Annotated in this window: 24 protein-coding genes; 11 read left to right on the forward strand and 13 right to left on the reverse strand. The window is 61.4% G+C overall.

From position 1 onward, the window contains the following. The 4 genes from GPA21_RS06525 to GPA21_RS06540 form a co-directional block, all read left to right on the forward strand. Positions 1 to 372 (forward strand): endonuclease III domain-containing protein (locus GPA21_RS06525; protein ID WP_168987409.1); only part of this gene is annotated, 372 nt, incomplete at its 5' end. A gap of 3 nt (positions 373 to 375) precedes the next feature. Next, complete coding sequence (locus GPA21_RS06530; RefSeq protein ID WP_168987410.1) at positions 376 to 807, forward strand: DUF1841 family protein; 432 nt, start codon at positions 376 to 378, stop codon at positions 805 to 807. 91 nt (positions 808 to 898) lie between these two features. Then, positions 899 to 1,489, forward strand: a complete 591-nt coding sequence (locus GPA21_RS06535) for a LemA family protein (protein WP_211163459.1) — start codon at positions 899 to 901, stop codon at positions 1,487 to 1,489. Between the two features lie 13 nt (positions 1,490 to 1,502). Beyond that, complete coding sequence (locus GPA21_RS06540) at positions 1,503 to 3,353, forward strand: M48 family metallopeptidase (RefSeq protein WP_168987412.1); 1,851 nt, start codon at positions 1,503 to 1,505, stop codon at positions 3,351 to 3,353. Positions 3,354 to 3,433: 80 nt separating this feature from the next. On the opposite strand, the gene GPA21_RS06545 is transcribed toward GPA21_RS06540, so the two are convergent. Then, entirely contained in the window at positions 3,434 to 3,763 is a 330-nt protein-coding gene (locus GPA21_RS06545; RefSeq protein WP_168987413.1) for a c-type cytochrome, read from the reverse strand. A gap of 2 nt (positions 3,764 to 3,765) precedes the next feature. Beyond that, complete coding sequence (locus tag GPA21_RS06550) at positions 3,766 to 4,098, reverse strand: c-type cytochrome (protein ID WP_168987414.1); 333 nt, start codon at positions 4,096 to 4,098, stop codon at positions 3,766 to 3,768. A 154-nt stretch (positions 4,099 to 4,252) separates the two neighbouring features. Here GPA21_RS06550 and GPA21_RS06555 point away from each other — a divergent pair, with 154 nt between their 5' ends. Both GPA21_RS06555 and GPA21_RS06560 read left to right on the forward strand, forming a co-directional pair. Next, on the forward strand, positions 4,253 to 5,095 hold the full coding sequence (locus tag GPA21_RS06555) for an AAA family ATPase (protein WP_168987415.1): 843 nt from the start codon (positions 4,253 to 4,255) through the stop codon (positions 5,093 to 5,095). Between the two features lie 38 nt (positions 5,096 to 5,133). Next, entirely contained in the window at positions 5,134 to 6,312 is a 1,179-nt protein-coding gene (locus tag GPA21_RS06560) for a vWA domain-containing protein (protein ID WP_168987416.1), read from the forward strand. 49 nt (positions 6,313 to 6,361) lie between these two features. Here the strand turns inward: GPA21_RS06560 and GPA21_RS06565 are convergent, their stop codons facing one another. Next, entirely contained in the window at positions 6,362 to 6,877 is a 516-nt protein-coding gene (locus GPA21_RS06565) for a MarR family winged helix-turn-helix transcriptional regulator (protein WP_168987417.1), read from the reverse strand. A gap of 191 nt (positions 6,878 to 7,068) precedes the next feature. Here GPA21_RS06565 and GPA21_RS06570 point away from each other — a divergent pair, with 191 nt between their 5' ends. Then, complete coding sequence (locus GPA21_RS06570; protein WP_168987418.1) at positions 7,069 to 8,625, forward strand: chloride channel protein; 1,557 nt, start codon at positions 7,069 to 7,071, stop codon at positions 8,623 to 8,625. Between the two features lie 39 nt (positions 8,626 to 8,664). Here GPA21_RS06570 and htpG read toward each other — a convergent pair whose 3' ends face one another. From htpG to GPA21_RS06590, 4 genes are all read right to left on the reverse strand, one after another. Further along, a complete protein-coding gene (htpG, locus tag GPA21_RS06575) occupies positions 8,665 to 10,587 on the reverse strand; it encodes a molecular chaperone HtpG (protein WP_168987419.1) in 1,923 nt (640 codons plus the stop codon). Positions 10,588 to 10,670: 83 nt separating this feature from the next. Further along, complete coding sequence (locus GPA21_RS06580) at positions 10,671 to 12,305, reverse strand: methyl-accepting chemotaxis protein (RefSeq protein ID WP_168987420.1); 1,635 nt, start codon at positions 12,303 to 12,305, stop codon at positions 10,671 to 10,673. A 281-nt stretch (positions 12,306 to 12,586) separates the two neighbouring features. Beyond that, a complete protein-coding gene (gene greB / locus GPA21_RS06585) occupies positions 12,587 to 13,141 on the reverse strand; it encodes a transcription elongation factor GreB (protein ID WP_168987421.1) in 555 nt (184 codons plus the stop codon). 29 nt (positions 13,142 to 13,170) lie between these two features. After that, positions 13,171 to 13,401: a DUF3567 family protein gene (locus GPA21_RS06590; RefSeq protein ID WP_168987422.1), complete on the reverse strand. Its 231-nt coding sequence runs from the start codon at positions 13,399 to 13,401 to the stop codon at positions 13,171 to 13,173. Between the two features lie 173 nt (positions 13,402 to 13,574). On the opposite strand from GPA21_RS06590, the gene GPA21_RS06595 reads away from it, so the two are divergent. From GPA21_RS06595 to GPA21_RS06605, 3 genes are all read left to right on the forward strand, one after another. Next, complete coding sequence (locus GPA21_RS06595) at positions 13,575 to 13,787, forward strand: DUF465 domain-containing protein (RefSeq protein ID WP_168987423.1); 213 nt, start codon at positions 13,575 to 13,577, stop codon at positions 13,785 to 13,787. A 43-nt stretch (positions 13,788 to 13,830) separates the two neighbouring features. Continuing rightward, entirely contained in the window at positions 13,831 to 14,571 is a 741-nt protein-coding gene (locus GPA21_RS06600) for an alpha/beta fold hydrolase (protein ID WP_168987424.1), read from the forward strand. A 90-nt stretch (positions 14,572 to 14,661) separates the two neighbouring features. Next, a complete protein-coding gene (locus tag GPA21_RS06605) occupies positions 14,662 to 15,450 on the forward strand; it encodes a DUF2189 domain-containing protein (RefSeq protein WP_168987425.1) in 789 nt (262 codons plus the stop codon). Here GPA21_RS06605 and GPA21_RS06610 read toward each other — a convergent pair. After that, complete coding sequence (locus tag GPA21_RS06610) at positions 15,447 to 16,331, reverse strand: endonuclease/exonuclease/phosphatase family protein (RefSeq protein ID WP_168987426.1); 885 nt, start codon at positions 16,329 to 16,331, stop codon at positions 15,447 to 15,449. The genes GPA21_RS06605 and GPA21_RS06610 overlap by 4 nt on opposite strands. A 131-nt stretch (positions 16,332 to 16,462) precedes the next feature. Between GPA21_RS06610 and GPA21_RS06615 the strand changes: the two genes are divergently transcribed. Continuing rightward, positions 16,463 to 17,320, forward strand: coding sequence for an HDOD domain-containing protein (locus tag GPA21_RS06615; protein WP_168987427.1), 858 nt, complete (start codon positions 16,463 to 16,465; stop codon positions 17,318 to 17,320). Here GPA21_RS06615 and GPA21_RS06620 read toward each other — a convergent pair. Genes GPA21_RS06620 through GPA21_RS06640 form a run of 5 tightly spaced genes read right to left on the reverse strand, consistent with a single transcriptional unit; the run spans position 17,307 to position 22,369 of the window. Beyond that, entirely contained in the window at positions 17,307 to 17,801 is a 495-nt protein-coding gene (locus GPA21_RS06620; protein ID WP_168987428.1) for a hydrogenase maturation protease, read from the reverse strand. The two genes, GPA21_RS06615 and GPA21_RS06620, sit on opposite strands and share 14 nt — an antisense overlap. Continuing rightward, positions 17,798 to 19,270: a Ni/Fe hydrogenase subunit alpha gene (locus GPA21_RS06625; protein WP_168987429.1), complete on the reverse strand. Its 1,473-nt coding sequence runs from the start codon at positions 19,268 to 19,270 to the stop codon at positions 17,798 to 17,800. Before GPA21_RS06625 ends, GPA21_RS06620 begins: the two co-directional genes overlap by 4 nt. Before the next feature lie 35 nt (positions 19,271 to 19,305). Further along, the gene (locus tag GPA21_RS06630; RefSeq protein WP_168987430.1) at positions 19,306 to 19,860 is read right to left on the reverse strand and encodes an NADH-quinone oxidoreductase subunit B family protein; all 555 of its coding nucleotides are present in this window, start codon (positions 19,858 to 19,860) and stop codon (positions 19,306 to 19,308) included. Continuing rightward, positions 19,857 to 20,570 (reverse strand): 2Fe-2S iron-sulfur cluster-binding protein, encoded by a 714-nt coding sequence (locus GPA21_RS06635; protein WP_168987431.1) that lies wholly within the window; start codon positions 20,568 to 20,570, stop codon positions 19,857 to 19,859. The genes GPA21_RS06630 and GPA21_RS06635 overlap by 4 nt, the downstream gene beginning before the upstream one ends. Further along, positions 20,567 to 22,369, reverse strand: a complete 1,803-nt coding sequence (locus tag GPA21_RS06640) for an NAD(P)H-dependent oxidoreductase subunit E (protein ID WP_339379846.1) — start codon at positions 22,367 to 22,369, stop codon at positions 20,567 to 20,569. The genes GPA21_RS06635 and GPA21_RS06640 overlap by 4 nt, the downstream gene beginning before the upstream one ends. Positions 22,370 to 22,585 lie beyond the last annotated feature (216 nt).

Raw genomic sequence — 22,585 nt, forward strand, 5'->3', positions numbered from 1 at the left:
ACCACGGTCAGCCTCTCACGCCTCCTCCTCGAGCGTCACGGCGGCGAAGTCCCGCATGACCGTGCTGCGCTCGAAGCGCTGCCCGGTGTCGGACGCAAGACCGCGAACGTCGTCCTCAACACTGTCTTCGGCGATCCGGTAATGGCCGTCGACACCCACATATTTCGCCTATCGAACCGAACCGGCCTCGCCCCCGGCAAAGACGTGCTCGCCGTCGAAAAGGCACTCATGCGGCGCATTCCCCAGGAGTTTCTCAAGGACGCCCACCACTGGCTCATCCTCCACGGACGTTATGTATGCACTGCGCGCAAGCCGGCATGCGGTGACTGCATCGTGCGCGACCTTTGCGACTATCGCGACAAGACGGTGTGACACATGTTCGACCCCTCCCGAGATCAGGTTCGCAACTTCTTCATCCAGACCTGGCGAAAACGCGCCGACGGTCTGCCGTTAACCCCGCTCGAGACCATGGCTGCCGACATCATCGGGCTGCACCCCGAGTATCACGCCCTGCTCTCCGACCTTGATTCCATCGGACGCGAGTTCTCGCCGGAGGACGGTGCGGTCAACCCCTTTCTCCATCTTTCGCTCCACCTCGCAATCGAGGAGCAACTGTCCATCGACCAGCCTCCCGGACTCAGGACCGCTTTTGCCCGCTGCCAGTTGCGAGCCGGCGACCGTCACGAGGCATTGCATATGGTGCTCGACTGTCTCGGCGAAACCGTCTTCAACGCCCAGCGCAATCAGCGCCCGCCCGATGGCGCGGCCTACGTAGAGTGCGTGCTGCGCAAGGCCGGCAGGCTCTGATCAAGTCATCAGACCGGACTGGGCCGCACGCATCGGACACCGGATCGGTTAGCATACGCTTCTGACATCAATCTTCCTGGAGACCTCTGTGATGACTACCTGGATCGTCCTCGGTGTGCTCGCCGCCATCATCCTCTACGTGATCGTCATCTACAACGGTCTGGTCGCCCTGCGAAACAGGGTCAAGAACGCGTTTTCACAGATCGACGTGCAGCTGCAACGCCGATACGACCTGATCCCCAACCTCGTCGAGACGGCAAAGGGCTACATGGCACACGAGCGCGAAACCCTCGAAGCTGTGGTCCAGGCGCGCAACGCAGCCCAATCCGCGGCCCGAAAGGTCGAGGGCGACCCTTCCGACGGTGCAGCGCTGAAGCAATTGATGGGTGCGGAGGCAGCCCTCGGTGGCATGTTGACCCGATTCTTCGCGCTCGCCGAAGCCTATCCTGACCTCAAGGCCAACCAGAACATGGCCCTGCTGCAGGAAGAGCTCGCAAGCACCGAGAACCGCATCGCTTTCTCGCGTCAGGCATTCAACGACGCAGTCACCGGCTATAACATCAAGCGTGAGTCCTTCCCCGACGCGATCGTCGCCAACAATTTCGGTTTCAAGCACGCCGAACAATGGCAAATGGACGACACCAGCGCCCGCGCGCCGGTCAAGGTGAGCTTCGGCAGCTGAGCGCGGCTCACCCATGGACTTCTTTCAGGCTCAGGACAACGCGCGACGTAGCAGCCGACTGCTGGTCTTCTGGTTTCTCGTCGCGGTCGTCGGAATCATCGCTGCGGTCTATCTCGCGCTCGCGCTTGGCAGCCGCCTCACGTTCTCCGATTATGCCCTCGCACCGCGTCCGCTGTGGCAACCCGAGTTGTTCGTTGCCTGCGTGCTCGGTGTGGGAGGCCTGATTCTGTTCGGATCGCTTTTCAAGATCTGGGCTTTGTCGCGCAACGGTGGCGTCAAGATCGCGGAGGAACTCGGCGGCCGGCTGGTATCCCGTTCGACCTCGGACCGGCTCGAACGCCGTCTGATCAACGTCGTCGACGAGATGGCGATCGCCTCGGGGATCGCCGCCCCGCCGGTCTACATTCTGGATGCCGAGCAAGGCATCAACGCTTTCGCCGCCGGTGCCAGAATCTCCGAAGGTGTTGTGGCAGTGACTCGTGGCGCCCTCGAGAAACTCAGCCGTGACGAACTGCAGGGCGTGGTGGCACACGAGTTCAGCCACATCCTGAATGGCGACATGCGGCTCAACCTGCGTTTGCTGGGTTTGCTGAACGGCATCCTGTTGCTGACCCTGGCCGGACGCGTGATGATGCGCAGCGCCCGCGGCTCCGACCGATCCGCCGGGCCGATCATCATTGCCGGAATCGCGATGGTATTGGTCGGCTATATCGGCGTGTTGTGCGGCAAGATCATCAAGGCCGGTGTGTCGCGCCAGCGCGAGTATCTGGCGGACGCGGCAGCGGTCCAGTTCACCCGCAACCCCAGCGGCATCGCGGGGGCGCTCAAGAAGATCGGAGGTATCGGCTCAACCATCGAGCACCCGAAAGCGGAAGAAGCCAGCCACATGTTCTTCGGCAGCAGCGCAAGCTTCTCCAGGCTGCTCGCGACACACCCACCCCTCGGGCAACGCATCAAGCGCATCGATCCTTCATTCGACGAGCAGACAGCCGTCGCGCAAGCCGTAGCGACAGAGTCGTTCAGCGCCCCTGAAAGCAACGAGGGCCTTGTGAGAGGTTTCTCGCCACACCATTTCGTCGAGGCGGTGGGCGATCCGCAACCGACACATGTCGCTATCGGGCATGACCTGCTTGCAAGTCTGCCGCAGCACATACTCGCGGCTGCACACCAGACCGGCGGCGCGCGTGCGCTCGTTTTCGCGCTGCTGCTTTCCCCGGACACAAAGTTCAGGCCGGAGCAGATGGACGAAGTCGGCAAGCAGTTCGGCATGCCGGTGCGCGAGCAGACAGAGGCATTTGCACAGTGGCTCAGCGATGCCGACCCACTGGTGCGTCTGCCCTTGTTCGACCTTGCGCTGCCCACACTGGTCGAGCTGTCGCCCGAGGCTCGCGCGCAAGTCGTCGAAACCGCCGAGCGCCTCATCAAGGCCGACGGACGAACATCACTGTTCGAATACGTCATGCGCAGACTATTGAGCGACGTCCTCGAGCCGCATCGCAAACGTACTGCACGCGTTTCTCTGCGCACGCTGCAGTCCGACACAAATGCCCTGCTATCCCTGCTGGCACACGCCGGACAAGAAGACGGCGACCATGCCGCGGCTGCATTCGACGCCGCGGTAGTCGTCGCGCCCATGGACGGTCCCTGGGAGTTCGACCGCAAGCGCCGATTCTCCGCTCGCGAACTCGATCGTATCCTCGACCACCTTGCCGCCACCGGCACGCCGTTCCGCCGCAAGCTCGTGGAGGCCGCGGCAACCGCAGTCATGCATGACGGCAATGTCACTGCCAGCGAGGCCGAATTGTTGCGGGCGGTTTGTCAGGCGCTGGACTGCCCGGCACCACCGCTGCTGCAGCCGCGCTAAGGACGCATAACGTCGGGGCGAACGAAAGCGCGGGTTTGCACACCCTCAGGCGTACAAACCCGCTGTTCTGCCATTCGCGTTCAACGCTTCAGGTAGAGCCCCTCCTGAGCGGCATAGAACGCTGCGAGGTCTCGCATGTCCTGACGACTCAGTTCGGCGACCTGACCCGCCATGATCGGATCCTGTCGGTTACCCAGCTTGTAGTCGAGCAATGCACGGTACAGATAATCCCGGTGCTGACCGCCGATATTGGGGAAGTCCGGCGCGATACTGGTCCCCGTCGGTCCGTGACATGCTGCGCAGACCTGCGAGATCGACTGTCCACGTTCGGCGTTCCAGGCCAGGGCGGCAGACGAAAAAACAAGGCTGACGGCACTAAGGCCCAGAACTATCAAGTGACGCTTATGCATGTTCAGCGCCCTCCTTCCGATCTGGCATAGTAGGCCGCAAGATCCGCCATGTCCTGGTCGCTCAGACTTGCTGCGATCGCCTGCATGCTCGGGTGGCTTCGTGTGCCGTCTCGGTACGCTTGCAGCGCCTTGACCAGGTAAGCCTCGTGCTGCCCGCCAAGTTTTGGCACCGAATACACAGACGGGAACGCGGTGCGATAACCCGGTATGCCGTGACAGCCTATACAGGCCGATAGATGCTGCTCAGCGCGCTCGGGATCGCCCTCAAGCGCCCAAGCTCCTCCGCTTGCCAGGGCAAGAATGCCCGCGGCAAACAGGATACGTCGTCCCTCCATGTCGTCTCCTCTGTTGGAATTATGTTCGGGGGGTTGATACGACGAGAAAAATTCTACGTTGCTTGTGCAGGCTAATGCAAACTGTTCTTCTTCATGCAGTACAACCTGCGCAGGCGCATATAATCGACCGGGTTACCCAACAGGATCAGTTTCCATGCGCTTCGAAGGTTCGGAGAACTATGTCGCCACCGCCGATCTCACGCTTGCGGTCAACGCTGCCATCAGTCTTCAGCGACCACTGCTGATCAAGGGCGAGCCGGGCACCGGCAAGACCCTGCTCGCCGAAGAGGTCGCCTCCGCGCTTGGCCTCGATCTGCTCCAATGGCACATCAAATCCACCACCAAGGCACAACAAGGACTCTACGAATACGACGCGGTCTCACGCCTGCGTGATTCACAGCTGGGCGACAACCGTGTGCGCGACATCTCGAACTACATCGTCAAGGGGGTACTCTGGCAGGCCTTCGAATCGCCCCGCCCAACCGTGGTGTTGATAGACGAGATCGACAAGGCCGACATCGAGTTTCCAAACGACTTGCTGCGCGAGCTCGACCGCATGGAGTTTCATGTCTACGAAACCCGGCAAACCGTGCGCGCGACGCATCGCCCGATCGTATTCATCACGTCGAACAACGAGAAAGAACTGCCAGATGCCTTTCTCAGACGGTGTTTCTTTCACTACATCCGCTTTCCCGACCGTGACACGATGAAGCAGATCGTCGACGTGCATTTCCCGGGCATACGGGAGGCATTGTTGAGTGAGGCGCTTGAGGTGTTCTTCGGTCTCAGGGACATCCCGGGACTGAAGAAAAAGCCTTCTACCTCGGAGCTGATCGACTGGCTCCGGTTGATCCTCGCCGAGGATATTCCACCCGAGGCGCTTCGGGCTGCCGACGGTGCCGAGGTCATGCCGCCTCTGGCCGGTGCGCTTCTGAAGAACGAGCAGGACATGCATCTGTACGAGCGGCTTGTCGCGATGGCGCGCAAACACCGTTGAGGCTGCGTCGCCATGCTCGCAAGTACCATTAGACAGAGATGTTGATCGATTTCTTTCTCCATCTGAAAGACTCGGGCTTGCCGGTTTCCACCCGCGAGTTCCTCACGCTTTTGCAGGGTCTGCGAGAGCGGGTTTGCGGCCCATCGATCGACGATTTCTATCATTTTGCGCGGCTGTGCCTGGTCAAGGACGAGACCTATTACGACCGTTTCGACAAGGCCTTCGCTGCGTATTTCGGCGGCGTCAGCGAGACACCAGGCCTCGAAACCGAGTTGCCAGAAGAATGGCTGCGGGCGATGGCCAGGCGCCATCTCGATCCGGAAGCACGGGCCAGGCTCGAAAAGCTGGGATGGGACAAGCTCATGGAGACGTTGCGCGAGCGGCTCGCCGAGCAGAAGGGTCGCCACCAGGGCGGGTCGAAATGGATTGGCACTGGAGGCAGTTCGCCGTTCGGCAACGCCGGCTACCACCCGGAGGGCGTCCGTATCGGTGGGGAGTCCGCGGGCAATCGCACGGCGGTCAAGGTGTGGGAGAAACGCGAGTACCGGAATCTCGACGACTCGGTCGAACTGGGTACCCGCAACATCAAGGTCGCACTGCGTCGGCTGAGACGATTCGCCCGTGAGGGTGCGGCTGAAGAGCTCGACCTCGACGGCACCATCGCCGCGACCGCACGCAATGCCGGCTGGCTCGACCTGATGATGAGGCCCGAGCGACACAACGCGGTGAAGGTACTGCTATTCCTCGACGTCGGCGGATCGATGGACGACCATGTCAAGGTTTGCGAAGAGCTCTTCTCCGCCTGTCGAAGCGAATTCAAGCACCTCGAGTACTTCTATTTTCACAACTGCGTCTACGAATCAGTCTGGCGCGACAGTTACCGACGCCACAGCGAGCGACTGCAGCTTACCGACTTGATGCACAAGTACGGACCCGACTACAAGCTCATCTTCGTCGGCGACGCCACGATGAGTCCCTACGAAATTCTTCACCAGCATGGCTCCATCGAGCACATGAACACCGAACCCGGAGCCACCTGGTTGCGGCGAATGCTCGACACCTGGCCTGCCGCTGCATGGCTCAACCCGGAACCGGAGCGCCTGTGGCCCTATCGCAAGTCCATCGAAATCATCCGCAACATCACCGGCGATCGAATGTTCCCGATGACACTGGCTGGCCTTGAGCGCGCAATGCGCCACCTCTCCAAGCGCAATTGAGCCCGCGGCCTACCCGACGTCAGATCCCGGTGGCTGAAACTCGATCGACCTATTCGGTGAAAGGCAGCGGCTGCATGCCAAAGCCTTCGTCGAGGTAGCGAATCTGTGCCAACACGGTATCCAGGGAGCCCTGCAGACGCGCCAGCTCCTCCTCGGGCAGCATGCGTAGTGCCTCGGGCAACACGCCCCTGGCAGGAGACGGGGCGCTCTCGAGCAATGATCCTCCAGCTTGAGTGAGGTACAAACAAACCACTCGCTGATCCGCCGAGGTTCGCTCCTTGCGGACCAGCCCTGCCGATTCAAGCTTGTCGATCATATTGGAGGCGGTCGACTGATGCAGGGCCATCCGTTTGGCCAACTCACCGACACGAAGACCCGGTTTCTCGGCAAGCTCGCACATTGCCCAGAGCTGGGCACCAGTCACCCCACTCTGCCGCTCGACCCACTGCGAATGACGCTGCGCAGTGCGGATCAGGACACGAAACCGCTGCAAGACCGACAGGGGTGACACTTTCTCGGAGCTCAAGGGCTGAGCATCGGACTTGACAGCAGGCTTGCGAGGCATGACGAAAGACTCCAGAAAATGATGAAAACGGGCAAAACGCATTAACAGCGGGACTCGTGTCGCGTATCGTAACGAAATATCTCAACCACGCGTAGTGTCGCCGGGCTGGAACGCACCACCGCATCAAGAACCACCCCGGTGAGTTCAGGCATCGACATCCGGACGGACCCTCATTCCAGCCTGGCAGCGGCATGGACAAAGACAGTATCAAAGCAAGCAAGACCTTTCGTCGTTTTCGCCGTGGCAGTCGTCGCTACGCGTTACCCTGGCTGTCGCTTCGACGCTGGCGCAAACGTGGCTTACTCGTCGGAGCCGCGTTGCTCGCAGGCCTCATCGCCATTTTGTTCGCAATTAGTGCAGAACTGGCGATCTCTGCGCATGCATCGATGATGTCGGCCAACCCCTGGCTGACCCTGTTCGTTGCTCCTCTCGGCTTCGCGTTGATCGCCTGGATTGCGCGTCGCTTTATCCCGGGAACGCAGGGGAGCGGCGTTCCACAGGCCATTGCAGCGTCACTGAGCGACGACGGTCGCGTCCGCCGAAAGCTGCTGTCATTCAAGATCGCCATCGCCAAGGTCTTCCTCACTCTGGGCGGTCTACTCTCAGGCGGATCGATCGGACGTGAGGGGCCGTCCGTGCAAGTCGGCGCATCGATCATGCACATGCTCGCCAGTCGGCGTAAGAACCGTATCGCCTCACCACGCGACCTCATCGTCGCCGGCAGCGGCGCCGGGATCGCGGCAGCCTTCAATACGCCCCTGGGCGGCATCATGTTCGCCATTGAGGAAATGTGCCGCTACCGGGCCTTCCAGGCCAACAGCACGACGCTGACCTCGGTCATCTTCGCAGGTCTCATGTCGCTGGGCGTGCTTGGCACCTACACTTACTTCGGTCGCAGTCCGGCGTCACTCGACTGGCCCGGAGGGATCTGGCCGGTACTCGCCTGCGGCATCGCCGGCGGTCTGTTCGGCGGTCTGTTCGCGCGCGGCCTGATCGCCTCGTCGCGCGGCCTGCCTGGCAAGCTCGGCGCCCTGTCGATGAACCGACCGATACTGTTCGCAGCCGGCTGCGGTCTCGGCACCGCGATCGTGGGCCTCGCGACCGGCGGTCTCACTTACGGCACCGGATACGATGAAACCAAGGCGGCACTGGAGGGCAGCACGCAACTGCCGTTTTACTTCGTGCTCGCCAAAATGCTGGTGATCTGGTTCGCTTTCCTGAGCCGCATTCCCGGCGGCATCTTCGCGCCTTCACTGGCGGTCGGCGCCGGCCTGGGCGCAAACATCGCGCTCGTCCTGCCACCTGAGCAAAGCGCCGCAATCCTCACGCTCGGTATGGTGGCGTTTCTCGCGGCGATGACCCAGACGCCAATCACCTCCTTCGTCATCGTCATGGAGATGACTGCCAACCATCAGATGCTTCTCCCTCTGATGGCGACTGCCGTCATCGCGCACGGCATATCCCGTTCGGTGTCTCCGGTGCCTTTGTACCAGGCGCTTGCCTATCCCACACTCCGGCGCGCAGAAGAGGATGTGCAGCGCGAACGGGCTGCGCGACAAAGCAAATCGCGTCGCGAAGGCGAACTCCAGACGGTCATGCCCTTTCCGGACGCGAAGGCAGTGACGACAGCAACAGAGACCAACACTCAGGCGCCAACGGTGCCACTTGAAAACAGCGCAGAAAGGAGCGTCTCCCCCGGCAGCGGGTCTGAGCCATCGACAAGCGGGAAGCCTTCCCAGGGCTCGTGACCGCGACGAGTATCGTCGCGGTCACGTTCGTGGGCTCGCTCAGTTACCGCTCATCGCGAGCATGAGCTGATTGATACGGCGCACGAAACTTGCCGGGTCGTCGAGCGTGCCACCCTCGGCGAGCAGCGCCTGATCGAACAGCACCGCCGACCAGTCGTCGAAGCTGGTTTCCTCCGACTTGAGGCGAAGCACTGCCGGATGCGTGGGGTTCACCTCCAGAATCGGCTTGCTCTCGGGCGCCTTCTGACCGGCTGCCTTGAGCATGCGTGCCAGGTTCATCCCCATGTCCTGCTCGTCGGCGACGAGACATGCAGGCGAGTCAGTCAAGCGGTGGGTGACACGGACATCCTTGACCCGATCACCCAGGCTGGACTTCATGCGCTCGACCAGATCCTTGAACTCATCAGCGGCCTTCTCGGCTTCCTTCTTCTCTTCCTCGTCCTCGAGCCCTCCGAGATCCAGACCGCCCTTGGCGACTGATTGCAGCGACTTGCCGTCGAACTCCGTCAGATGACCGATCACCCACTCGTCCACCCGGTCTGACAGCAACAATACCTCGATGCCTTTCTTCCTGAAGATCTCGAGATGCGGGCTGTTCTTGGCAGCGTTGAAGGACTCGGCGGTAACGTAGTAGATCTTCTCTTGCCCTTCTTTCATCCGCGCAATGTAGTCGGCGAGAGACACGGTTTCGTCCGCAGTGTCGGCCCGAGTCGAGGCGAAACGCAGCAGGCCAGCGATCTTCTCCTTATTGGCAAAGTCCTCACCGACGCCTTCCTTGAGTACCGACCCGAAAGCCTTCCAGAAGATCGCGTACTTCTCCTGGTCGTTCTCGGCCAGGTCGGCGAGCAAGCCCAGCACCTTCTTCGTGCAGCCGGCCCGGATCGTTTCGATGTCCTTGCTCTCCTGCAGAATCTCGCGCGACACATTCAGCGGCAGGTCCGCAGAATCGACCACGCCACGCACGAAGCGCAGATAAGTCGGCATCAGCTTTTCGGCGTCGTCCATGATGAACACGCGCTTGACGTAGAGCTTGATGCCGTGGCGCGCGTTGCGGTCCCACAAATCGAAAGGCGCGTGCTTGGGAACGTACAGCAACTGGGTGTACTCGTGACGGCCCTCGACGCGACTATGGGTCCATGCCAGCGGCTCGTCGAAGTCGTGCCCGACATGCTTGTAGAAGGCTTTGTAGTCGTCTTCCGAGATGTCGTTCTTGGATTTCGCCCACAGCGCGCTGGCCTGATTGACGGTTTCGTCTTCTTCGGTCGTGACCTGCTCGCCCTTGTCCTGGTCCCACTCCTCCTTCTTCATGAGGATGGGCTGGACGATGTGGTCCGAGTACTTGCGGATCAGGCCACGCAACTGCCAGCCCGAGAGCAAGTCGTCCTGATCTTCCCTGAGGTGAAGCACGATCTCGGTGCCGCGCAGCGGGCGCTCGACGGTTTCGACCATGTACTCGCCAGCCGCGTCGCCGGACATCGCGCACTCCCAGCGCACACCTTCCGACTCGTTCAAACCGGCGCGACGAGTCGTGACGGTGACCTTGTCCGCAACGATGAAGGCGGAGTAGAACCCGACACCGAACTGACCGATCAGATTCGCGTCCTTGCGCTGATCGCCGGTGAGCTGACTGAAGAACTCACGCGTACCCGATTTCGCGATGGTGCCGAGGTGAGCGATCACCTCATCGCGGCTCATCCCGATGCCGTTGTCGCTGACGGTGATCGTGCGGGCACTCTTGTCGAAACCCACACGGATCGCCAGTTCGCCCTGACCTTCGAAGAGTTCCGGCTTGTCGAGCGCCTCGAAACGCAATTTGTCGCACGCGTCCGAGGCGTTCGAGATCAGCTCTCGAAGAAAGATCTCCCGGTTCGAGTACAGCGAATGAATCATGAGGTGAAGCAGTTGCTTCACCTCAGCCTGAAAATTCAGGGTTTGTGACTTCTCGGTGTGGACTTCAGACATTGATGGCGCTCCGTTGTACAAATCAACGGAGCTACATATGGGAGCGCGAACCGCTTATTTCAACCCCTGCAGCCCAACGATCGTCAGTACCGGAAGCGGGTCACCATCGACTGGAGATTCTCGGACAGCGCCTCGAGGTCCGCAGCAGCCTTCGCCGCAGCCTGCATCGAACTGCTTGTATCCTCAACCATGCGGGCGATCTGCTCGACCTCTTGCGCGATGGTGGTCGATGCTACGGTCTGTTCGCTCGTTGCGTGCGCCATCTGATCCATTCTCTCGAGCGCCTGGTTGTTTCCTTCGCGTATCTCTCGCAAGGACACCGTCACCGAATTGACCAGCGCAGCGCCATGCTCGACCTGTTGCGCCACCTTCGACATGAACTGGACGGACTCCTTCGTCTCACCCTGGATGCCGCCGATCATTTCCTCGATCTGCACTGTCGCCTTGGCGGTGCGCTCCGCAAGGCCACGAACCTCGTCGGCCACCACAGCAAACCCCCGGCCCTGCTCGCCGGCTCTTGCGGCCTCGATGGCGGCATTGAGCGCGAGCAGATTGGTTTGCGCTGCAATGTCCTTGATGACGCCAGCAATGCTTCCGATCTCGTCGGCGCTCTTGGCCAGTAAAGAAATCTTCTCCGCGGTCTGCTGCACCGTACCGGCCATGGTGTTCATGTCAGCCGCGGCCCCATCCGCTTGATCAGCCCCCGATTTGGCCAGTTGGGCGGTCCGAGCCGAATTCTCGCGCGTCTCCCTCGCATTCTCCGAGATCTCGGCAACGCTCACCGTCATCTCCTCGACCGATGCGGCGATCGACGATGTCGCATCGGACTGGCGACGGGCCGCAGCCGATACATCCTGCGACAAGGAAGAGATCTCCCTTGAGTTACCGGCGAGCTGCGTGGCATTACCACCAATTTCCCCTACCATCTTGCGCAGGCTGGAGACCATTTGCGATAGCGCCGCCAGCAAGCTGTTCTGGGCACCTTTCGGTACGCCCACATCCACGGTGAGGTCGCCCGCCGCCACTTTTCGCATCAATTCCGCTGCATACCCCGGTTCCCCGCCCAATTCGCCGGTGACGCTCTTGACGACACGCACGCCGACAAGAACCAGGATGACGAGAATGACGAAGACGAAGATCGCGAACTGGACAAGATGCTTCATGAATGCAGTGCCGATATCGTCAGAATAGACGCCGGTGCCCACGATCCAGTCCCATTCGGCAAACAGCTTCACGTAGGAAATCTTCGGCTGCGGTTCGGTCGCACCCGGTTTCGGCCACATGTAATTCACAAAGCCGGCACCCTTGCTCTGTGCGACCTGCACGAACTCGCGGAAGAGATACTTGCCCGTGGGATCCTGCATCCCGCCGAGGTTCTGCCCCTCGAGATCAGGGCGGATCGGATGCATGACAATTACCGGACCGGAATCGTTGATCCAGAAATACTCGACACCGTCGTAGCGCACGTTGCGCAATACAGCCTTCGCTGCTTCCTGCGCCGCTTCGCGGGTCATCGTGCCCGCCCGCTCGAGCTTGTGATAATGATCGATCGTGTGGTGGGCCACATCCACCAGACTGCGCACTGTGCGTTGGTAATCCTCGATCATCTGCGCTCGATATTGGTAGAGCGCGACCGACGACAGAGCCAACATGCCCAACAACGCGATCACCATGACAAGCGTGATGCGATGCATGACTGTCATCGATTTGAGCGACATGAGAATCTCCAGCCTTGGTGGCACTATGATTATTGCAAGAACGGCTTACCCGCCGCTTTGCTTTTCGACAAAATTTGCCGAAACTTGAGTAAGTGTCCCAGAAATTTGTTTGATGACACTCGCTTCAATGGGCGGCACAAGAAGGCCGCCCATGCTCCACCAGCACGACAGTTGCTCTCCATTCGCCCGCGTTTCAGCTGCATGAACCACTGGCCACGCGGCCGCGAGCGGTTCCAGCCTCGTTTTCCGGGTCGCGAAGATCGCTCAATTACGGTTGCCGCCTAGGAGTACAGAATCTCCACGACCTCCACCTCACGCACCCCGGCCGGGCTGTTGAAGCGCACAACGTCTCCCTCGCGGGCCTTGAACAGCGCCCTGGCCAGCGGGGCGATCCAGCTGATGCGTCCGCAGGACACATCGGCCTCATCCACGCCGACGATCTGCCAGGTGCCGGATTCGCCGCTGGCCACATCCTCTATGGTGACCGTAGCACCAAAGAACACCTGCTCCATGCCTTGCTGCGCTTCGGGGTCTACCACCTCGGCACTCTCGATGCGCTTGATGAGAAAGCGGATGCGTCGATCGATCTCGCGCAGTCGCTTCTTGCCATAGATGTAGTCGCCGTTTTCCGACCGGTCGCCATTGCCCGCCGCCCATGCGACGGTTTCAACCAGTTTGGGCCGCTCGAAGCGCACCAGTTGGTCGAGCTCCTTGCGCAGACACTCGTACCCTCGCCGGGTCATGTAATTCTTGCTGCCAACGGGAAGACGAGGCGCGGACAAGTCCTCGCCGTCTTCCTCATCGCCGTCCTGTTCCTTGACGAAGGCTTTGCTCATTGACCGTTCATCCGCAAGCTGAAACGGCTCTAATGATAAACCGCCGGTTGCGTGAGCAAGGCGCCATAGTGCTCCAGCAGCACCTCGAATGCCTCCGGGTCCTGAGCGTGCGACCAGTCCTCAAGCTCACGGCGAAACCTGCGCGCAGTATCGTCCCGCATCAGCACCCCCCGGCCACAACGCTTGTCGATCAGCTCGACGGCATCGATTCCCGGGTAGTCGACCACATAGGCCATTGGGTTGTTGAACACGACATTCATGGCGAATCCCTCCATGTCATGTACACGATATCGGGTCGACGGGTCGGGTTTTCAAGGGATTTTGCCCCGACCGCCGCCCCCGACCATGATCGAGCCAGCGCCGCGGTTGTCACCACCAAGCCTTAGCGCATAACATAGATGCCGACATCCGCCCGCAGCCCGCAGGACCCGAAATGACCGAGGCATCCGAATTGACCGACGACTTGCAGGCCAGACTGGACGCACTGCGCTCCGAGCACCGCGACCTCGATGCTGCGATCGATCAAATGCTGCGGATCCAGCTTCAGGACGACCTTTTCATTCGACGCCTCAAGAAACGCAAACTCTTGCTCAAGGACAGGATTCGTATCCTTGAGCAAATGTTGGAACCTGACGATCTCGCATGACACGCTCCTCCAAGAAAGACGCCCTGCCAACCCGGGAAGCCCAATGACGAACCGCATCGTACTGATTCATGGCGCTGGGCACGACGGAAGCGTCTGGGATCTTCAAGCCGCTGCGCTGCGCGCCGAAGGCTTCGAGGTTCTCGCTCCGAGTCTGCCGGGTCACGGCGCTTGCACCGCGGCAGCCCTGCCGGACATCGAATCCATGGCCACGTGGCTGGCCGAACTGCTCCGCGCCGACGGCTGGGGCACCACCGCCATTGCCGGACACAGCATGGGTTCGCTGGTTGCTCTGGAGGCCTGCGCCCGGGCACCTGAACTGTTCAACTCGCTGATTCTCGTCGGCACTGCCTATCCGATGCCGGTCGCACCTGCCTTGCTTCAGGCAGCCATGGATGAACCGGACAAAGCGCATGCACTGATCAACAAGTGGTCGTTCGCACCACCGGCCGGCGACCCCGATCCCGCAAACCCACTGCGCGAAGCAAACCTAGCGCTGATGCGTCGCCAGCGGCACGGCGTACTCGCGAACGACCTCAAGGCCTGCGACACCTACACCGGTGGATTGGAGGCTGCCGCACGCGTGTCGTGCCGGAGCACCCTCATCTGCGGCGCACTCGATCGCATGACCCCGCCCAAGGCTGCCGTCGGCTTGCGCGACGCGCTTGCCGCAAATGGCTTCAATGTTCCCACCATCACGCTGGAGGGGGCTGGACATTCGATGATGTCCGAGCAACCTGTCGCCCTCACCCACGCCATCAAGGAGTCGATCACACTATCAGACTGACGAACCGAAGCTGACACCATATCGACGCGATGAGCAAAACCAATATTGCCACGCTGGCTGCACTCATAAGAACAGATAACGGAGAGACACATGACGCAGCAATCGGAAAACAACAATCCGGAAGACCCAGGTCTACCCTTCCCAAAGGCGCGTGACGCCAGGCTCGGCGCACCGTTTCGATGGTTGGCCCGCGGACTCTCGGACTTCAAGTCCTGCCCGATCCCCAGTCTGTTCTACGGCTTCTGTTTCGCCGGCATGGGCTTACTGGTGACGATGGTGTTCGAGCACGCCTATGAGTACACGATGGCGGTAACGTCGGGCTTTCTCTTGCTGGGTCCCTTTCTTGCGATGGGCTTGTACGAGATAAGCCGACGACGAGAGCTCGGTGAAAATTGCTCACTCGCTCCCACGTTGACAGTATGGCGCAGAAATGCAGGAAATATCGGCATCTTCGCTGTCGTGCTCGGCGTCGTGTTCCTGGTTTGGGCGCGCGCATCGCTGGTGATATTCGCACTCTTCTACAGCAACGAAGTGCCCAATCTCTCCGGATTTCTGTCGCAAGTCGTAAGGCTCGAGAACCTCGACTTCCTTGCGGTGTATTTCGGCGTCGGCTTCGTCTTTGCGAGCATTGCTTTCGGCGTCAGCATCGTTTCGATTCCACTGATGCTGGACCGCAATCAGGACGCCATCTCGTCGATGCTCGGCAGCATCGGCGTACTGTTTCGCAACCCTGGCACGATGCTGCTGTGGGCGGTGCTGCTCGTGTCGCTCACGATCATTGGCTTTCTGACCTTTCATCTCGGCCTGGTTCTCTTGATGCCGATCATCGGTCATGCGACATGGCACGCCTACCGGGAATTGCTCGAGCCCCTGCCTTAGGAGCTTGTCAGCCCTTGGGACTGACCTGAGAGACTCAGCTCGAGCAGCACGGGCTGATGGTCTGATGCATTCGTCTCGGGCAGCACCCGAACGGCGGTTACGCTGTCCGCGAGATCCTCGCTGATCCAGAAGTAGTCACAACAATACGGGCGGTCCGGCCACTCCGCCCCATGCAGTCCGACAGTCGCATCGTGTGGCCGCGAGCCGTAACAGGCTGCCCATGCGTCGCGCCAGCCTGCACCCGGCTGGGAGCCCGGCGCAGACATGGCCTTGTAATCGACAGAGTGTGGCTCGAAGTTGAAATCCCCGCACAGCACAGCACGCGCGGGTCGGCTTCGTTTCGCAAACACCGGGTTGGACTCCTTGTTCGCCTTCGGTTCCCCGCACTCAAAACCAACGGCCTCTGCCTGAAGCTCGCGCAGCGCACGGACCTGGGCAGCGCGTTGCACCGCCGAGTAGTACTCGAGATGCGCGGTAAGCAAGCGGATCGGTCCCTCCCCGCCCTCGATGACCACTTCAACACAGCTTCGCCGCATCCCCGGGACGGAAGCATCCGCCGGCATGGGCAACATATGGCGGCAAACCTGCTCCACCGGATGACGCGATAACAAGAGGTTGCCGAAGCGTGAACGACCACCGGCACCATCGGGCACATCCACCCCGGGCGCATAGATCGCGGCCCACCCGGTAAACGCCTCGGCCAGTTCGGCGGGCTGATCGGCGCAATCACCACCCGGCATCCCGCGCACATTGCTCGCCACTTCCTGGAGGCAGATCGCATCAAACTCGCCTGCCTGCTTCAAGAAATCGATGGTGCGACCGAGCGCTACCCGACCGTCGGCACCGCGGCCCCACTGAATGTTCCAGGTCAGGATTCGCATGCAAACCTCCCAGTACCACGCTGCACATGTCCTCGAAGATTGCACGCTGCCTCGACCCATGACAAGTCGGCCGTGGTTCACGCCACAGCAATCATCGTTGATAATGACCCATCAACGTCCAGGATCCTCCCATGCACTCAGCCCAGGAACTCGTCAGCCAGATCCAGGCTTTGACATCGCTGCCGTCGGTATACACACGCATCCGCGAGGTCATTGATGCACCCGACGGATCCTTGACCGAGGTATCCGAAGTCATAGGTGCTGATCCCGCGCTTGCCGCAAGGCTTCTCAAGGTGGTGAACAGCGCCCTCTACGGCTATGGCGGCAAGATCGACTCACTGCACCGCGCGGTGACCCTGCTCGGTCTGCAGCAGGTTCATGACATGGTGCTTGCCATGTCCCTGGGCTCGGTTTTCGCCGGCATGCATCCGTCGCACATGGACATGACGCGCTTTTGGCGTGACAGCGTGATGCGGGGTATCGCAGCACGGGAAATCGCACGTCTCAGCGATCAGCCCACGGCCGAGCGAATGCTCGTCGTCGGGCTGCTTGCGGATATCGGACATCTCGTGATGTACCAGACCGTGCCGCAACTCGCGGACGAAGCCCGCACACACGCAGAGGCAAGCGGCCGCAGTCTGGCGGAGAGCGAACGCGACATCGTAGGCTGCGATTTCGCCGAAGTAGGCGCGGCCTTGTGCGCTCAGTGGCAGCTCCCCGCCTGCTTTGCCGAAATCGTCGGGGCTCAACTCAATCCGCGTCTGGCGGGCGAATTTGCCCTGGAAGCCTCGATGGTGCTGATCGCCGACCGCATCGTGGAGGCCGAGCGCAACGGCGAAACCAGTGAGGACGCCGCTCAAAGCATATCGCCAGCGATATGGGCAGCGATCGGGCTCCGGGCTGACAGCTTCGGAGAAATGCGGGCAGCGGTGGAACTCAACCTCACCGCCTACCTGCAAATCCTGTTCTCGGGGCTCAGGGGGAGTTGAGCCCGGCGGCGGCATAGCGACGCCAAACCGCGACGCTCGGTTCAGCGCAGAGACGCCTCGCAACCGTCCAGGCGGACTCCAGGGATTGCTCGCCGACGGACGAGAGTGTTTCGCCCAAACCCATGCTGTCGGCACGCATGGCAAGCAAAAAAGCAGGTGGCGGCGTGTAACCATGAATACGCTCGAACACGTCGAGCACCGCCTGCGGAGACATTGCGTGACTGAACGCGAGCCTGGACGCTCCCGGCTCGATCTCGCGGAGCTCGCAGCTCTGCTTCAGACCGACTGCGGCATCGCAAAAAAGCACCAGATCGACCCCGCAAAGGTCGAGCGCATGCTCGACCTGCAGCTGGAAAACCTCCAGCACCTCGACCGCAGGACAATGCGCACGCATCCGCTCGATCAATCGCACGCCGAGCGCATCGTCACCGCGGGCGGGATTGCCGATGCCAAAAACGAGTACCGAGCGCGGCTCGCTCAATCGCGCACCAGACGGTCGAGCGTCGCTCCGTCTGCCGACTCGAGTTCGAGCACCAGCGGCATCTGGCCCAGCGCATGGGTCGCACACGACAGACATGGGTCGAACGCGCGGATCGCGACCTCGATGTGGTTGAGCAAACCCTCGGTCAGCTTGCGCCCGCTCAGGTAGCGGTTCGCCACCGCTCGGATCGCGGTGTTCATGGCCTGATTGTTGTGGGTCGTCGACACGATCAGGTTGCACATACTCACCAGATCGTCGTCATCGACCTGGTAGTGATGAATCAGAGTGCCGCGCGGGGCCTCGATGATGCCCACCCCCTCGCGACCGCGCGCGCCCTCGGACATTCTCTCGCCGGCCAACAGATCCGGGTCGTCGAGCAATTCGCGGATCACTTCGGCAGCATGCAGCATTTCGATCATGCGTGCCCAGTGGTAAGCCAGCGTCGCCTGAACAGGACGACCTTCGCCATGCGCGAGAAACTCGCGCCTTTCAGCTTCGGCGAAGATCGTCGGGATGAAGTCGCAGTTCTGCACCCGTGCAAGTGGGCCGACCTTGTACCATCCCGCATCCGGGCCGAGCTCCCGCAGATAGGGAAACTTCATGTAGCTCCACGGCTTGACCTGCTCGCAGATCACCGACCGATAGTCCGCCTCCGCGACCCGGTCACGGATGATTCTTCCCTCGGCATCGCGAAAGCGCAGATGACCGTGATAGAGGTCCATGGCCCCGTCGTCACGCACGATGCTCATGAAGCCCGAATCGAAGCAGGCGAACTCGTCATACAGAAGCGGATCAGCACGATGCAGGCGCTTCACGAGCTCCACCGCGGCGCGCGACCACTCCACCACCTGCGCGATCTCCGCCTTGAGCAACTGGTGGTCGGCCACCGACAGATGGCGGTTCATGCCGCCCGGCACCGCCCCGGTGCCGTGAATGCGTTTGCCCGCCGTGGCGCGGATCACCTCCTGGCCGAACTTGCGAAGAAGCACGCCCTGGCGTGCGATCTCGGGATGCGCCTCGGCCACCCCGACGATGTTGCGCCGACCGACGTCACTTTCGAATCCGAACAGCAGATCGGGCGACGAGAGGTGGAAAAAGTGCAGCGCATGCGATTGGAGGATCTGCCCGTAGTGCATCAGCCGGCGCAGCTTTTCAGCGCTGGCGGTCAACGGCACTCCGCCTACGACATGATCGAGCGCCTTGGAGGCGGCCAGATGATGGCTGACCGGGCAGATGCCGCACAGGCGCTGCACCATCACCGGAACCTCCCAGTATGGCCGGCCCTGGATGAACACTTCGAAACCGCGGAACTCGACAATGTGGAGCCGCGCCTCGCGCACGCTGTCGTCCTCGTCCAGCAACAGTGTCACCTTGCCGTGCCCCTCGACCCGTGAGACCGGGTCGATGACCACACGGCGCAAGGACTCGCGCTCGCTTGCGGTTTCGAGTCGGGAAAGGTCTTCGTTCATGACGTTCTTCTCGGTCGGTCTCACTCCGATGGCACTCAATCGAAGCGCAGCAGTTCGTGCGAAAGCCGCGGCGTGCGCCCGGCAATCAGATCGGAGAGAAACTTCCAGATGGTCTCGCCCGATGGCGGGCATCCGGGGATGAAATAGTCGACACGCACGATCTCGTGGATCGGATGCACCTTGTCCAGCAACAAGGGCAGTTCCGGGTCGTTCGGTACGCCGGGGGCGTCCATGCCCTCCCGATGTTCATACACCTCGCGCAAGCACGCCTCGAGCTCCAGATGATTGCGCTGGGCCGGCAACCCGCCGTTGATCGCGCAGGCGCCGACGGCGACCAGGGTCTTGCAGTTGGCGCGGAACGCCCGCAGCACATGAACGTTCTCGGCATTGCACACTCCGCCCTCGATCAGGCCGATGTCGCAGGGCCCACACTCCTTGATGTCGGTGAGAGGAGAACGGTCAAACTCGACCAGCCTGGCAAGCTCGAACAGATGCTCGTCGATGTCGAGAAAAGACATGTGACAGCCGAAGCAACCGGCGAGCGAGGTCGTCGCGACTCTCAGGCGGGGTTTTTTGTCCAATTGGCTCATGGCTTACTCCCCTTGTCACGCATCGACACCACCGAGATCGGCACCTCATCGTAGGTGCGTTCGCCGATCGGCACTTCGAAACCGACGCGTTTGTGGAGGATGACTCCCACCGGGCAGATGTTGGCCGCGAGATCGTCGGCCGAGAAATCAGTATCCCCGAGCTGTCCGGACTCGGCATTGACCACGAGATGCTTGTGGATACCGCGATTGGTAAGCGCAAAGACGCTCTTGCCGTCGACGTCACGGCTCGCGCGAACGCACAGCTCGCAGAAGATGCAGCGGTTGAAGTCGAGCAGAATATCGGGGTGTGATGCATCGACCGGGCGCACCGGAAAAAAGTGATCGAAGCGGGCACTCGTCATTTCCAGTTCGTAAGCCTGGGCCTGTAGCTGGCAGTTGCCGCTCTTCTCGCAGCTCGGGCAGAAGTGATTGCCCTCGACGAAGAGCATCTGCAGCAGCGCGCGACGCTCGCCATTCATTTCGGGCGTATTGCTCTCGACCTCCATGCCTTCCTTGGCTTCCAGCGCGCAGGAGGAGACGTGACGCCCGCCGACCTTGACCATGCACAGCTTGCACGAGCCGTGAGGCGGAAAATCCGGATGCCAGCACAGATGGGGTATGTAATGGCCGGCCGCACGTGCGGCCTCAAGAATCGTCTGGCCGGCCTCGAAGGGCACCGGCCTGCCGTCGAACATGAAATGGCCGCTCATCGTTCCCCCTCCGTGTGCTGTTTGTCACCGCTGTCGAGGTGTGCCGCCGGGTCGTCGCGCCCGGTGATCCTGCGGGCGGCCGCCAGCGCTGCGTCGAGATCGAAGGCCGGTTCGAAGTCCAGCGTCCTCAACCGTCGCTCATAGGCTGGCCGGAACTTGGCCAAGGTGTCCACCACCGGATTCGGGGCGGTCGAGCCCAACCCGCAGTGACTGGTGTTGCGCAGCAGACGGTTGATCCACTCGATGTCGGCCAGATCCTTCTTGGCACCATAGCCACGGGCGAGCTTGTCCATGTAGCCCTTGAGCAGCGAGGTGCCGATACGACACGGCGTGCAGAACCCGCAGCTCTCGTGGGTGAAGAAGTCGACGAAATTGTGTGCCACGTCGAAGGGGTCGCGACTGGAATCGAACACCATGAAGGCACCCGCGCTGGGTACATCCTCGAAGGCGATCGAGCGCGAGAACTCGTAGCCCGCGATGGTTACTCCCGAGGCGCCGCCGACCTGGACCATGTGGGCATCCCCGGCGCCGCAGTCCTCGAGCACCCGGTCGATACGCACGCCGAACGGATACTCGTAAATGCCCGGAAACGCGCAGTCGCCCGAAACCGACAACAGCTTGGTACCGGTCGATTGCGCGGTCCCGGTGGCGGCGAACGCGGCCCCACCGCCCAGCGCGATCAGCGTCGTCTTTGTCAGGGTCTCGACGTTATTCACCACCGTTGGACGACCAAGATAACCATGGGTCACCGGAAACGGCGGCCTGATTCGCGGCGTTCCACGCTTGCCCTCGAGGGATTCGATGAGTGCGCTTTCTTCGCCGCACACGTAGGCGCCTGCGCCGAGATGGATCTCGATGTCGAAGTCGAAACCCGCCTCGCCGAGGATAGTGCGGCCGAGCAACCCGGCAGCGCGCATGCGTGCCAGCTCGGCCTCGAGAGCCGGTCTGAGGTATGCATACTCGCCGCGCAGATACATGAAACCCCGGTTAGCGCCGGTTGCCCAGGCCGCCAGCACCATTCCTTCGAAAACCCGGTCCGCGCATCGCGTGAGCAGCACCCTGTCCTTGAACGTACCGGGCTCACCCTCGTCCGCGTTGCACACCACGACCTTGTCAGATCCCGGAGCGTCCCGACATGCCTCCCATTTGACGCAGGTCGTGAAACCAGCCCCGCCGCGCCCACGCAGCCGGGAGGCCCGCATCTCGTCAATCCACTGGTCACGCCCGAGACGAATCGCGGCTTCGATCGCGCTTCCGGACACGAAACTCTGCCCAAGCAAGGCATCACGCCGGCGGATGTTGTCGTCCACGTGAAAAAAGGCCCGTGGCCAGGCAGAAAGCGGCACCCGCGTCCGCACCAGCTCGGCGATTTCGTTGATACGCTGGTGATCCACCCGGGTGATCGGCAAACCATTGACCAGCATCGCTGGCCCCTGGTCGCACATGCCGGTGCAGGAGGTCACGTCGATGCTGATCAGGCCATCCTCGGACAGCTTGCCCTGCTCGACCCACAGCTTGCGACACAAGGCGTCGCGCAACTCAAGGCTGCCCAGCATTCGGTCGGTGATGTTATCCGAGAACAGAATGCGGTATTCGCCCACCGGTTCCAGGTGAAGAAAACTGTAGAATCCGGCTACCCCCTCTACCCGCGCACGTGGCAGATCAAGACCGGCTGCCACGGCCGAAATGCCGGCCGGCGGCAAGTAACCGAGTGCCTGCTGCAAGTCGATCAGGATCTGCAGCAGCCTGGTGGCGTCCCGTCCGTGCTTGGTGATCACGGACTCTGCGGCTTGTGCGATGTGGGGCACGTCGGACTCCCGTGTTGTCACGATCTCAATTCTACCTCTCCCCCTCCGACAGCGAACACGAAAGCCGAAACCAGAAGAGCGCCCCGGGGACTCCGATTGGCATGGCCCAAGCCTGGTAAGCCGCCCTCGAGGATCGGCCAGATCGGGCGCTTTTCCGCGTCGCGAAAGGCTTTTCGCCCCAAAACCATGACGTCGCTGGAGCTACTA

The sequence above is a fragment of the Azoarcus taiwanensis genome, from assembly GCF_012910885.1.
Taxonomy (GTDB): domain Bacteria; phylum Pseudomonadota; class Gammaproteobacteria; order Burkholderiales; family Rhodocyclaceae; genus Azoarcus_F; species Azoarcus_F taiwanensis.

What these genes read in the sequence shown, in the direction of transcription:
- GPA21_RS06565 (WP_168987417.1), bottom strand. Translation starts at nt 6,877, where the DNA reads ATGCCTCGCAAGCCTGCTGTCAAGTCCGATGCTCAGCCCTTGAGCTCC.
- GPA21_RS06635 (WP_168987431.1), bottom strand. Translation starts at nt 20,570, where the DNA reads ATGAGCGGCCATTTCATGTTCGACGGCAGGCCGGTGCCCTTCGAGGCC.
- GPA21_RS06545 (WP_168987413.1), bottom strand. Translation starts at nt 3,763, where the DNA reads ATGCATAAGCGTCACTTGATAGTTCTGGGCCTTAGTGCCGTCAGCCTT.
- GPA21_RS06625 (WP_168987429.1), bottom strand. Translation starts at nt 19,270, where the DNA reads ATGAACGAAGACCTTTCCCGACTCGAAACCGCAAGCGAGCGCGAGTCC.
- GPA21_RS06530 (WP_168987410.1), top strand. Translation starts at nt 376, where the DNA reads ATGTTCGACCCCTCCCGAGATCAGGTTCGCAACTTCTTCATCCAGACC.
- GPA21_RS06615 (WP_168987427.1), top strand. Translation starts at nt 16,463, where the DNA reads ATGCACTCAGCCCAGGAACTCGTCAGCCAGATCCAGGCTTTGACATCG.
- GPA21_RS06595 (WP_168987423.1), top strand. Translation starts at nt 13,575, where the DNA reads ATGACCGAGGCATCCGAATTGACCGACGACTTGCAGGCCAGACTGGAC.
- GPA21_RS06570 (WP_168987418.1), top strand. Translation starts at nt 7,069, where the DNA reads ATGGACAAAGACAGTATCAAAGCAAGCAAGACCTTTCGTCGTTTTCGC.
- GPA21_RS06590 (WP_168987422.1), bottom strand. Translation starts at nt 13,401, where the DNA reads ATGAATGTCGTGTTCAACAACCCAATGGCCTATGTGGTCGACTACCCG.
- GPA21_RS06550 (WP_168987414.1), bottom strand. Translation starts at nt 4,098, where the DNA reads ATGGAGGGACGACGTATCCTGTTTGCCGCGGGCATTCTTGCCCTGGCA.
- GPA21_RS06540 (WP_168987412.1), top strand. Translation starts at nt 1,503, where the DNA reads ATGGACTTCTTTCAGGCTCAGGACAACGCGCGACGTAGCAGCCGACTG.
- GPA21_RS06600 (WP_168987424.1), top strand. Translation starts at nt 13,831, where the DNA reads ATGACGAACCGCATCGTACTGATTCATGGCGCTGGGCACGACGGAAGC.
- GPA21_RS06580 (WP_168987420.1), bottom strand. Translation starts at nt 12,305, where the DNA reads ATGTCGCTCAAATCGATGACAGTCATGCATCGCATCACGCTTGTCATG.
- GPA21_RS06610 (WP_168987426.1), bottom strand. Translation starts at nt 16,331, where the DNA reads ATGCGAATCCTGACCTGGAACATTCAGTGGGGCCGCGGTGCCGACGGT.
- GPA21_RS06560 (WP_168987416.1), top strand. Translation starts at nt 5,134, where the DNA reads ATGTTGATCGATTTCTTTCTCCATCTGAAAGACTCGGGCTTGCCGGTT.
- GPA21_RS06555 (WP_168987415.1), top strand. Translation starts at nt 4,253, where the DNA reads ATGCGCTTCGAAGGTTCGGAGAACTATGTCGCCACCGCCGATCTCACG.
- htpG (WP_168987419.1), bottom strand. Translation starts at nt 10,587, where the DNA reads ATGTCTGAAGTCCACACCGAGAAGTCACAAACCCTGAATTTTCAGGCT.
- greB (WP_168987421.1), bottom strand. Translation starts at nt 13,141, where the DNA reads ATGAGCAAAGCCTTCGTCAAGGAACAGGACGGCGATGAGGAAGACGGC.
- GPA21_RS06605 (WP_168987425.1), top strand. Translation starts at nt 14,662, where the DNA reads ATGACGCAGCAATCGGAAAACAACAATCCGGAAGACCCAGGTCTACCC.
- GPA21_RS06630 (WP_168987430.1), bottom strand. Translation starts at nt 19,860, where the DNA reads ATGAGCCAATTGGACAAAAAACCCCGCCTGAGAGTCGCGACGACCTCG.
- GPA21_RS06535 (WP_211163459.1), top strand. Translation starts at nt 899, where the DNA reads ATGACTACCTGGATCGTCCTCGGTGTGCTCGCCGCCATCATCCTCTAC.